The following is a 9,995-nucleotide window of genomic DNA, read 5'->3' as shown; positions in this document are numbered from 1 at the left end:
TATCGATTACTCGATGATCGAAGCAACGATGCCGGCGCCGACGGTACGGCCGCCTTCGCGGATCGCGAAGCGCAGCTTTTCTTCCATCGCGATCGGAACGATCAGCTCAACCTGAACCGTGACGTTGTCGCCAGGCATAACCATTTCCGTGCCTTCCGGCAGCGAGACGATACCGGTCACGTCCGTCGTGCGGAAGTAGAACTGCGGACGGTAGTTGGTGAAGAACGGCGTATGACGGCCGCCTTCTTCCTTCGTCAGGATGTAGGCTTCAGCCATGAACTTCTTGTGCGGCTTGACAGAGCCCGGCTTGCACAGGATCTGGCCACGCTCGACGCCGTTACGGTCAACGCCGCGGACGAGTGCGCCGATGTTGTCGCCGGCCTGGCCCTGGTCGAGCAGCTTGCGGAACATTTCAACGCCGGTAACCGTCGTCTTCGAGGTTGCCTTGATGCCGACGATCTCGACTTCTTCGCCAACCTTGACGATGCCACGCTCGACGCGGCCGGTCACAACCGTGCCACGGCCAGAGATCGAGAACACGTCTTCGATCGGCATCAGGAACGGCTGGTCGATCGGACGCTCAGGCGTCGGGATGTAGGCGTCGACCTGAGCCATCAGCTCGCGGACGGCATCTTCGCCGATCGTCTTGTTCGAATCTTCAAGAGCGGCCAGAGCCGAACCCTTGACGACCGGAACATCGTCGCCCGGGAAGTCGTAGGACGACAGAAGTTCGCGAACTTCGAGCTCAACCAGCTCGAGCAGTTCTTCGTCGTCGACCTGGTCGACCTTGTTGAGGAACACGACCAGAGCCGGAACGCCAACCTGACGGGCAAGCAGGATGTGCTCGCGGGTCTGCGGCATCGGGCCGTCGGCAGCCGAGCAAACCAGGATCGCGCCGTCCATCTGGGCAGCGCCGGTGATCATGTTCTTGACGTAGTCGGCGTGGCCGGGGCAGTCAACGTGCGCGTAGTGGCGGTTGGCGGTCTCGTATTCGACGTGAGCCGTCGAGATGGTGATGCCACGTGCCTTTTCTTCCGGAGCAGCGTCGATCTGGTCATACGCCTTGAATTCACCGAAAAACTTCGTGATCGCTGCCGTCAACGACGTCTTGCCGTGGTCAACGTGACCAATCGTGCCGATGTTGACGTGAGGCTTGTTGCGCTCAAACTTGCTCTTTGCCATTGAATGCTTCCTGTGAACATAAGAGGTGGACCCGGAACCGGGTTTGGTGCAGCCGTTTAAGGGTTTCGGCTGGAATGCGCAAGACATAAATGCTGCGCGTGGTCGAGGGCGAAGGTCGCGAAGGCCGCGACCGTAAAAAACGCGGGACGGACGCCGCGATCGGCGCCTTGATGGCACCATACCGCAACGCGCATTGCATTATTGATTGGCGGCGTAGATGGCGAAGTTCACAGCCAGAAGCACGACGATCGTGCCGACAAAACCGCCGAAGAAATAGAGAAGCCTGCGGCCGAGCGGCTTTGTGCGGTTCTTGCCGCTGAAGGCGGCGAAACCCGACGCGCCGAGCGCGAGACCGACGATAGCTGGTAAAGACATCATGATTAAATCCTCTCCTGCGCGCGGCCCGCAAACGCGAAAACCGGCACCCTGGCGGACAGGACCGCAGGAGACGATGCTATAGAAAGAAAGGAAAGCTTGGAGCGGGTAGCGGGAATCGAACCCGCGTATTCAGCTTGGAAGGCTGCTGCTCTACCATTGAGCTATACCCGCGGTATTTTGGTTCCGATCCGGTGACAGAATGGTGGAGGGAGTTGGATTTGAACCAACGTAGGCTGAGCCAACGGATTTACAGTCCGTCCCCTTTAACCACTCGGGCATCCCTCCAGTATTCCGTCTGGATCGTGAGACCAAGTTCGTCAGACCGTTTTGCGTTGCCGCCCCTCGATCTGCGCCGCGTATATGACCGCCTCGTTTCCTTCTGTCAACACGACCTTATTGGAAAAATGACGAAAAAATATCAATCCCCAGCTCAGTCCGTCCGAGAGGGCTTTGCCGGAAAGGCACTCATCGATATAAGGCGGCATGAGCACGAAAGACCCAAAAGACAAATCCGCCCGCGATACCCATTACGCCACGCTGAGGCGTAATGTACGCGACGCCAAGCGCGAGCGCGGCGAAATTCCGACGCCCCAGGAGAAGCGGCAGAAATCCAACAAGGACTGGAAGCCGCCGCAGCTGCAGCAAGACCAGGTCTTTCTTTATGGACTGCATACCGTGCGTGCAGCGCTCGACAATCCCGAGCGCAAGCTGATCAAGCTGTCGGTAACGCAGAACGCCTTCGTGCGTCTCGATATCGGCGAGTCGACCGCCCTGCCCTTCCCGGTCGAATTCGTCTCGCCGCAGGATATCGACAAGGTACTCGGCCCCGAGGCGATCCATCAGGGCGTGATGCTGGAAACCCGGCCGCTTCCCGTGCGCCGGCTCGAAGCGCTGCAGGAAAGCCCGCTGCTTCTCGTGCTCGACCAGGTGACCGATCCGCACAATGTCGGCGCGATCATGCGGTCGGCCGTGGCATTCGGCGCCGGCGCCGTGATCACCACCCAGAGACATAGCCCGACCGAATCCGGCGTGTTGGCCAAATCCGCCTCCGGCGCGCTGGAACTCATTCCCTATATCCAGATCACCAATCTGGCGGACGCGCTGGGCGAGCTGCACAAGCTCGGCTTCAGCACCATCGGACTTGATTCGGAAGGTCCGGCACCGCTCGAAGAGACGCTCGCAGGCGACCGCGTCGCGCTGGTTTTGGGTTCGGAGGGCAAGGGCATCAGGCAGAAGACCCGCGAGACGGTGAGCGCGCTCGCCAGGCTCGACATGCCGGGCGCGATCAAGTCGCTCAACGTCTCGAATGCGGCCGCCATCGCGCTTTATGCCACACGGCAGCACCTGATCCGCAAGGCGTAGCCCGCGCGATCAAATAATTAGGATTCACTAATAATCCATCCCGGCGCAAGCTTAGCGTGTCTATCTCCTACTGTGGATTGCAGGAGATGCACATGGAACGAGGTGTCTGGAAGAAGCCCGTAGTGCTCGAAATGTACGGACGGCCGGGATCGGTCATCATCGCGGGCACGGTCGATGCGGCGCTGATGCTGATCGGGGCCTGGCCGACGAAGCGAACGCAGGCGCATATCGCTGCCGTGATGACCTGCCGCGATGTCCTGTCCGGCCAATCGGATATAGGCCTGGCGCGCGCCAACTTCATCGAGGCCGCATTCGAGGCCGGCTACAGGATACAGCCCGAGACCTTTCTCAATGAACGCTGGGATCTGACACCGAAGCAGGCAGAGGCGGATGAGCCTCCCGTCGGGCTGGCCGACATGATCCGGCTGCGGGCGGCCTCTTCTGATGACGACGGCACGAGCGAGGCGGAAGGCTACAGGGTCCCTCCTCCACTCTCCTCGCGAAGAGGACTTTCCCTCGGCGCAGAGCCGTCCGAAAGCCTGCGCGAGCTGTTCGGCCGTCTCATCAGCCTGCTCGGCCAGATCGGTCGGGCATCCGGCAGGAGCATTGGCGGTCTGTTCGGGTTCGGTATAGCACGCGGGACCGGTCGCCAGGCGCACTGATCGCCCGTTCAGGCATTTCGCCCGGACCTATGGATTGTCGGACTGGTCCGCCACGGCAAAACGTGGCATTGGGGATGGACCGTAACGATATTCATCCACATGTCCCCAATTCTTGAAACATTCGAGCGCGCAGCGCTTCTGGCGGGACCGCCGATTCTCGAAATCTACGCGGCCGGCCCGGAAGCGCGCTACAAGGCCGATGCCTCGCCGGTAACGGAAGCGGACGAGCGCGCCGAGGCCGTCATCCTGGCCGAGCTGCGCCGCAACTGCGCGGATTTCCCAATCGTCGCCGAAGAAGCGGCAGCGGCGGGCCATGTGCCGGCCTTGACCGGGCATGCCTTTCTGCTCGTCGACCCTCTGGACGGCACGAAGGAATTCATTGCAGGCAAGGACGACTTCACCGTCAACATAGCGCTCATCCGGGACGGAGAGCCGGTGGCCGGCTTCGTCTATGCCCCGGCGCTCGGCGTCGCCTATGCCGGTGATGCAGGTGGCGCGAGCAAACTCTGGATCGACGAGAATTTCAGTGTCATCCGCCGCGAGCCGATGCTGGCACGGACGATGGCGAGCCCGGCCATCGCACTCGCCAGTCGGTCTCATCGATCACCCGAGACGGACGACTTTCTCAGCCGCTGCGGCGCGTCCGAAATCCGCAGTATCGGCTCCTCGCTGAAATTCTGCCTGATCGCCGAGGGCGCCGCCGACATCTATCCGCGCTTCGGGCGCACGATGGAATGGGACACGGCCGCAGGTGACGCCGTGCTTCGCGCTGCCGGCGGCATGACGGTCGACCTGAAGGGCAAACCGCTGCGTTACGGCAAGACCGGACGGGCCGGTGAGGTCGATTTTGCCAATCCGGACTTCGTCGCGCGCTGCCCCGGCGGCCGTGCCATCACTTGATCTACACAGTCAAATCAGCAGCACCGACAAAATATCCCCAGCTAACGGGACGTTAACTGTTCGAAATCGGCACAAGTTTACGAATCATTAAACCTGGCCGCCCATGGTCCTCCGCAGTGACTAGATGTGTGGAGTTGGTCATGCGTATCAACGGCGGCGTCGTGCTGTTTGCTATTCCCATTATTGCCATTCTGATGCTCGGCGTCTCCGTCGCCTGGGATGAGCTCAAGACGATAGATCCGGTCCTGACGGGATCGATCAAATAAGACAAGGCGGGGAGCTAGGCTCTCCCAAAACGCAAAGCAGCGCCGGAGACCGGCGCTGCACGATGGCCGCTTCGGCGGCTTTCTCTTTTAAGATACCGGCTCAATCAGCTCCGTCGCATCTGCAGATCGGTCGTGACGACGGACTTGCCGGAAGATGGGTCGCGGTCGATGGTGCGAATGCGCAGGCCATCATCGCCGACCTTCTGGATCGTCATGGTCGCCTTGCGATCACCGTATTCCTCGTTTGCCCATGTGACATCGAAGCTGATCGTGTTGCCATCCCGGCTGCCGCTCAGCGAAGACGGCTTGCCGGACGCCCCGGTATAGGTGCCCGAATAGGCATTACCGGCGGCTTTGACGCTGGCATTGAACCCGCGCTTGATGACGACAAGCGCCCTGCAGGATCCGTTCATCGAATAGCTGGCATCACTGGCATCGGACTGCATGCTGCATTTCACATTGACGCTCTCACCGCCGATGCTTCTCAGCACCTTGCCCCCGCCATTCCAGCTGCCTTCGATCGATTTCAGGAAATCCGCTTCGGACGCCTGCGCACTCGGCGCAGCGAGAGCGGATACGATCAGGGCGGATGCAGCTAGGATGCGCATTGGAATTCTCCTCGTAGTTTGGAGTTCAATGCCGCCATATAGGGATTGGTTCCGTGCGCGGAAGGAGCCGACACGCCGCCAGCGTAGAATTTATCGTTCGTGAAATCCGAGAAAAACGGTGCCCCCGGCAGGGTTCGAACCCGCGACCCCCTGATTACAAATCAGGTGCTCTACCAACTGAGCTACAAGGGCATCCGTGATTGCGGGAGTTACCATATTTTCTCTTGCTGTAAAGCAAAAATGTCCGACTTTCACCGAATTGGCCCAAGTCATATCAGCAGGATGCTGCAATTCGCCGCGCCGGGCGGCTTGTCGATGCGGCGCCTTTTCCTGTACCAAGTTCTCCGCTGCGGACCTCAAGGACCCAAGGCGTTCATCAAGCCCGCCAGCGGGCGTCCAAGGCAGCACCGTCAAAGGCCAGTCCATGTCCTTCAAATGCGAGACACTCTCGTTCATTGCCTCCACCGCGCCGGATGCGCAGGCCGCCCTCGAAGTTCTGGTCGGGCGCTACGGCACTGTCCCGGTTAACGAGGCGGACGTGATCGTCGCGCTCGGCGGCGACGGTTTCATGCTGCAGACCCTGCACGAGACGATCGATTCGGGTCCGCGGGTCTACGGCATGAACCGCGGCTCGGTCGGCTTCCTGATGAACGACTATAATATCGACGACCTGCCCGCGCGCATTTCGGCGGCCGTCGAGAACGAATTCCACCCGCTGAAGATGACGACGACCACTGCCGATGGCGTCACCGCCGATGCACTGGCGATCAACGAGGTCTACCTGTTTCGCCAGTCCTATCAGGCGGCGAAGCTGAAGGTCGAGATCGATGGCCATGTGCGCCTGGCGGAACTGATCTGCGACGGATTGATGGTCGCGACACCGGCGGGATCGACCGCCTACAATCTTTCAGCCCACGGCCCGATCCTGCCGCTCGAAGCGCCGCTTCTGGCGATGACACCGGTCTCCGCCTTCCGGCCAAGACGCTGGCGCGGCGCCCTTCTGCCGAACCGGGTCTGCGTCGATATCGAGATCCTCGAGCCGGAAAAACGGCCGGTCAACGCGGTCGCGGACAATGTCGAGGTCAAATCCGTCCTGCATGTGCGCATCGCCCAATCGACGGACATTACCGCACGCATTCTCTCCGATCCCGACCATTCCTGGTCGGATCGCATCCTCGCCGAGCAGTTCAACAACTGATCCGCCGGAGAGTGGCTGCGCTCAGCGCTTGCCGAAGGCCCTGATGAAGGTGCGTGTCGCCGCAGCCGCCATTCGATCGATTTCCGATTCGGGCGTCGGGCGGCCGATCTGTTGATTGAGCCGAAGATCCATCGCCAGTAGCGCCATGTATTGGCGGGCGGCGAGCGCCGGATCGTCGATATCCAGATAGCCGCCATGGGCGAGCTGCGCCAGCCGCGCGGCAATCGCCGGATATTTCTTGCCCGGCCCGTATTCCCGCCAGGTCTCGAACAGTTCTGGAAAGCGGGTTCCCTCGGTTTCCACCAGCTTGCGCAGCCAGCGGCCGTTCGGATCGCAGATCGCCTTGCGCAACAGCTGGCCGGAAAAAGCGGCCAGCTCTTCCTCCAGGTTCTCGGGCGCCACGGGAAAGGTGTCGAGCACGCGGAAGAAACCGGCACTCGACCGGTCGGTGATCTCGGAAACCACCACCTTGAAGAGATTATCCTTGTCGCCCAGCTGGTTATAGACCGTCTGGCGGGACACCCCTGCCCTTACGGCGATCGCGTCGATGCTGGCGCCGGCAAATCCGTCCTCGGCAAAAATGTCGGCTGCAGCGTTCAGAATAGCCTGGCGCTTGCTGGTCGCGGGCGGCCAGCCGTCGATCACGTTTGCGGGGTTTACAGATGAAACGTTCATGATCTGCCCATAGCAGGCATTGACGAATTGGACAATTGTGTCCAACATTATGGACGTGACTAGGCATTTCCTCGCGAGACAGCCGGCATGCCACCTGTTTCATCTCCCATATTCGTGTTTCGCCCTATCGCCTCGAGCGATAGTTTGGCGACGAGAAAGGTATTATCCAATGCGAGCTCCTCCCCACGCATTGTCCCTTGGCTTGCTTTCCGCCGTCGGGCTTTTCGCGCTCGACATGTATCTCCCGGCCCTGCCCTCGATCAGCCGCGACCTGCAGGCCGACAGTCACGCCGTCCAGGCAAGCCTTATCTCCTTCTTCGCGGCCATGGCCGCTTCACAGATCATCTATGGCCCGGTCTCGGACATGGTCGGCCGCAAGCTGCCGCTCTATGTCGGGCTTGCGCTCTACGTCATCGGCAGCGTCGGCTGTGCGCTTTCCCCCTCGATCGACTGGCTGGTCGCCTGCCGCTTCCTGCAGGGCATGGGCGGATGCGCGGGCATCGTCATTTCGCGCGCCATCGTCCGCGACCTTCATACCGGGCCGGCAGCCGCCCAGCTGATGTCCCGCCTGCTTCTTGTCTTCAGCGTCTCGCCGATCCTCGCGCCGCTCGCCGGCAGCATCGTCTCGGCCTTCGGAAGCTGGCGGCTGATCTTCTGGGTCATGGTCGTGGCCGGCTTTGCCGGACTTGCCGTCCTGCTGTTCTTCCTGGAGGAAACCCGCCCGCCCGCGGCGCGCAGCGAGAGCAGCGTCGCCGGCGCGTTGCGCTCCTACGGCACGCTGCTGCGCGATCCCTATTTTGTCGGCTTGGTGCTGATCGCTTCCTTCGGCATGGCGAGCTACATGATCTATGTCGCCAACTCGTCCTTCGTGCTGATCGAACATTACGGGCTGTCGCCGTCCTTCTACAGCATCGTCTTCTCCATCAATGCCGTCGCCTTCATCGGCATGTCGCAGCTGAACGGCTGGCTGTCACGCCGGATCGGGCTGCGCCGGGTGATCCGTGGCGCCACCATCGGCTATTCCTCGATGATGGTGATGATGGCCGTGATGATGTCGCTCGGCTTCGACCAGCTGGAAGTGATGGCGGCCTTCCTGTTCGGCGGCTACGGCTTTCTCGGCCTGATCATTCCGACGGCCGCGGTGCTCGCGCTCGAACACCATGGCCGTATTGCCGGCGCGGCATCCGCCATGCTGGGCATGGGCCAGTTCGTCACCTCGGCCGTGGTCGTCGGTCTCGGCGGACTGGTGGTCGACGGCACGGCGCGGCCGATGGTGATGATCATCGCGCTCTGTTCCGCCGTAGCGCTGATGCTGTCGGTCTTCGTGCTGCGTAGCCGCGAAGGCGCGACGGCTGCAGAATGACCCTAGAGCCGTTCTGCCCTTCTCCAAAACGCGAAACGGCGCTAACTCTTTGATTTTACGCAGCTCCGGACGCAAAATCGCTACGCACTTTTGCTGGAACTGCTCTAAAACAAAAAGCCGGGCTTGAGCCCGGCTTTTCCAATCCTCGGTTCGATCGTCGTTACTCGAGGTCGCCGACGTCGACATCCGGCTTGCCGCTGATGCGGTGCGCGAGAGCCGCTTCCATGAACTCGTTCAGATCACCGTTCAGTACGTCGTCCGGCGCGGTGCTGGCCACGCCCGTCCGCAGGTCCTTGACCAACTGGTAAGGCTGCAGCACGTAGGAACGGATCTGGTGACCCCAGCCGATATCGGTCTTGGACGCGGCTTCGGCATTGGCTGCCTCTTCCCGCTTCTTCAGTTCCGCTTCGTAGAGGCGTGCACGCAGCATGTCCCAGGCCTTGGCGCGGTTCTTGTGCTGCGAGCGTTCCTGCTGGCAGGCAACCACGATGCCCGACGGTATGTGGGTGATGCGCACCGCGGAGTCGGTCGTGTTGACGTGCTGGCCGCCCGCACCCGACGAACGATAGGTATCGATGCGGCAATCGCTCTCGTTGATGTCGATATTGATCGAGTCATCGACCACCGGATAGACCCAGATGGACGAGAAGGACGTGTGGCGGCGTGCGTTGCTGTCATAGGGCGAGATGCGAACGAGGCGATGGACGCCCGATTCGGTCTTCAGCCAGCCATAGGCATTGTGGCCCTTGACCAGGATGGTCGCGGACTTGATGCCGGCTTCTTCGCCGTCATGCACTTCCAGCAGTTCGACCTTGAAGCGCTGCTGCTCGGCCCAGCGGGTATACATGCGCAACAGCATGTTCGCCCAGTCCTGGCTCTCGGTACCACCTGCACCGGAATGGACTTCGACATAGGTGTCGTTGCTGTCTGCTTCCCCGGAAAGCATGGCCTCGACCTGGCGGCGATTGGCCTCGGTCTTCAGTGCCTTCAACGCCTCTTCGGCGTCCTTGACGATCGCCTCGTCGCCTTCTTCCTCGCCGAGCTCGATCAGCTCGATATTGTCGGAAAGCTGGGCTTCCATGGCCTTGACGCCGTTGATGCCCTCTTCAAGCTGCTGGCGCTCGCGCATCAGCTTCTGGGCTTCCTGGGCGTCGTTCCAGAGGGTTGGGTCCTCGGCCTTGTTGTTCAACCAGTCCAGTCTTCTTACAGCCTGATCCCAGTCAAAGATGCCTCCTCAGCAGGCTTATGGCCTGCTTGATTTCGTCGACAACGTTCAGCATTTCCGCGCGCATGGCGTATTCTTCTCTCTGTAATCTTAAAGGATTGGAGATGCGGTGGGACATAGTTGCGCCGGGAGCGGATGTAAAGCCCGCACCCGGCTGCAAGGAAACTCGGGCCAGA

At 61.1% G+C, this 9,995-nt stretch carries 11 protein-coding genes and 3 tRNA genes; 6 read left to right on the top strand and 8 right to left on the bottom strand.

Features of this window, described 5'->3' with window-relative positions:
- Window positions 1–6 precede the first annotated feature (6 nt).
- The 4 genes from tuf to BM216_RS28985 all read right to left on the bottom strand — a co-directional run bounded on the left by tuf (window position 7) and on the right by BM216_RS28985 (window position 1,845).
- On the bottom strand, window positions 7–1,182 hold the full coding sequence (tuf, locus tag BM216_RS29000) for an elongation factor Tu (RefSeq protein WP_093003170.1): 1,176 nt from the start codon (window positions 1,180–1,182) through the stop codon (window positions 7–9).
- Window positions 1,183–1,380: 198 nt separating this feature from the next.
- A complete protein-coding gene (locus BM216_RS34285) occupies window positions 1,381–1,557 on the bottom strand; it encodes a hypothetical protein (protein ID WP_177230961.1) in 177 nt (58 codons plus the stop codon).
- 100 nt (window positions 1,558–1,657) lie between these two features.
- Window positions 1,658–1,731: transfer RNA gene (locus BM216_RS28990), tRNA-Gly, on the bottom strand.
- A 29-nt stretch (window positions 1,732–1,760) separates the two neighbouring features.
- A tRNA-Tyr gene (locus BM216_RS28985) sits at window positions 1,761–1,845 on the bottom strand.
- 198 nt (window positions 1,846–2,043) lie between these two features.
- On the opposite strand from BM216_RS28985, the gene rlmB reads away from it, so the two are divergent.
- From rlmB to BM216_RS35130, 4 genes are all read left to right on the top strand, one after another.
- Complete coding sequence (rlmB, locus tag BM216_RS28980) at window positions 2,044–2,922, top strand: 23S rRNA (guanosine(2251)-2'-O)-methyltransferase RlmB (RefSeq protein WP_093003166.1); 879 nt, start codon at window positions 2,044–2,046, stop codon at window positions 2,920–2,922.
- 92 nt (window positions 2,923–3,014) lie between these two features.
- A complete protein-coding gene (locus BM216_RS28975; RefSeq protein ID WP_177230960.1) occupies window positions 3,015–3,584 on the top strand; it encodes a DUF982 domain-containing protein in 570 nt (189 codons plus the stop codon).
- A gap of 108 nt (window positions 3,585–3,692) precedes the next feature.
- Window positions 3,693–4,484, top strand: coding sequence for a 3'(2'),5'-bisphosphate nucleotidase CysQ (cysQ, locus tag BM216_RS28970; RefSeq protein WP_093003188.1), 792 nt, complete (start codon window positions 3,693–3,695; stop codon window positions 4,482–4,484).
- A gap of 140 nt (window positions 4,485–4,624) precedes the next feature.
- Window positions 4,625–4,750: a hypothetical protein gene (locus tag BM216_RS35130; protein ID WP_280141715.1), complete on the top strand. Its 126-nt coding sequence runs from the start codon at window positions 4,625–4,627 to the stop codon at window positions 4,748–4,750.
- Between the two features lie 104 nt (window positions 4,751–4,854).
- On the opposite strand, the gene BM216_RS28965 is transcribed toward BM216_RS35130, so the two are convergent.
- Together BM216_RS28965 and BM216_RS28960 are read right to left on the bottom strand one after the other, a co-directional pair.
- A complete protein-coding gene (locus tag BM216_RS28965) occupies window positions 4,855–5,358 on the bottom strand; it encodes a hypothetical protein (protein WP_093003162.1) in 504 nt (167 codons plus the stop codon).
- 119 nt (window positions 5,359–5,477) lie between these two features.
- Window positions 5,478–5,550 (bottom strand) — tRNA-Thr (locus tag BM216_RS28960).
- 232 nt (window positions 5,551–5,782) lie between these two features.
- On the opposite strand from BM216_RS28960, the gene BM216_RS28955 reads away from it, so the two are divergent.
- The gene (locus BM216_RS28955; RefSeq protein WP_093003160.1) at window positions 5,783–6,556 is read left to right on the top strand and encodes an NAD kinase; all 774 of its coding nucleotides are present in this window, start codon (window positions 5,783–5,785) and stop codon (window positions 6,554–6,556) included.
- A gap of 21 nt (window positions 6,557–6,577) precedes the next feature.
- Here the strand turns inward: BM216_RS28955 and BM216_RS28950 are convergent, their stop codons facing one another.
- The gene (locus tag BM216_RS28950) at window positions 6,578–7,231 is read right to left on the bottom strand and encodes a TetR/AcrR family transcriptional regulator (RefSeq protein WP_093003186.1); all 654 of its coding nucleotides are present in this window, start codon (window positions 7,229–7,231) and stop codon (window positions 6,578–6,580) included.
- A gap of 169 nt (window positions 7,232–7,400) precedes the next feature.
- Here BM216_RS28950 and BM216_RS28945 point away from each other — a divergent pair, with 169 nt between their 5' ends.
- Window positions 7,401–8,594 (top strand): multidrug effflux MFS transporter, encoded by a 1,194-nt coding sequence (locus BM216_RS28945; RefSeq protein WP_093003158.1) that lies wholly within the window; start codon window positions 7,401–7,403, stop codon window positions 8,592–8,594.
- 160 nt (window positions 8,595–8,754) lie between these two features.
- On the opposite strand, the gene prfB is transcribed toward BM216_RS28945, so the two are convergent.
- A protein-coding gene (gene prfB / locus BM216_RS28940) for a peptide chain release factor 2 (RefSeq protein WP_143102896.1) occupies window positions 8,755–9,886 on the bottom strand; the annotation gives its coding sequence in 2 pieces (ribosomal slippage) (window positions 8,755–9,816 and window positions 9,818–9,886; 1,131 coding nt in all).
- Window positions 9,887–9,995: the final 109 nt, after the last annotated feature.

Source organism: Rhizobium sp. NFR07 (genome assembly GCF_900111905.1).
Lineage (GTDB): Bacteria > Pseudomonadota > Alphaproteobacteria > Rhizobiales > Rhizobiaceae > Neorhizobium.
Note: the sequence above shows the minus strand (reverse complement) of the source record. Positions and strands in the feature narration are given on the sequence as shown.

What these genes read in the sequence shown, in the direction of transcription:
- tuf (WP_093003170.1), bottom strand. Translation starts at nt 1,182, where the DNA reads ATGGCAAAGAGCAAGTTTGAGCGCAACAAGCCTCACGTCAACATCGGC.
- BM216_RS34285 (WP_177230961.1), bottom strand. Translation starts at nt 1,557, where the DNA reads ATGTCTTTACCAGCTATCGTCGGTCTCGCGCTCGGCGCGTCGGGTTTC.
- rlmB (WP_093003166.1), top strand. Translation starts at nt 2,044, where the DNA reads ATGAGCACGAAAGACCCAAAAGACAAATCCGCCCGCGATACCCATTAC.
- BM216_RS28975 (WP_177230960.1), top strand. Translation starts at nt 3,015, where the DNA reads ATGGAACGAGGTGTCTGGAAGAAGCCCGTAGTGCTCGAAATGTACGGA.
- BM216_RS35130 (WP_280141715.1), top strand. Translation starts at nt 4,625, where the DNA reads ATGCGTATCAACGGCGGCGTCGTGCTGTTTGCTATTCCCATTATTGCC.
- BM216_RS28965 (WP_093003162.1), bottom strand. Translation starts at nt 5,358, where the DNA reads ATGCGCATCCTAGCTGCATCCGCCCTGATCGTATCCGCTCTCGCTGCG.
- BM216_RS28955 (WP_093003160.1), top strand. Translation starts at nt 5,783, where the DNA reads ATGTCCTTCAAATGCGAGACACTCTCGTTCATTGCCTCCACCGCGCCG.
- BM216_RS28950 (WP_093003186.1), bottom strand. Translation starts at nt 7,231, where the DNA reads ATGAACGTTTCATCTGTAAACCCCGCAAACGTGATCGACGGCTGGCCG.
- BM216_RS28945 (WP_093003158.1), top strand. Translation starts at nt 7,401, where the DNA reads ATGCGAGCTCCTCCCCACGCATTGTCCCTTGGCTTGCTTTCCGCCGTC.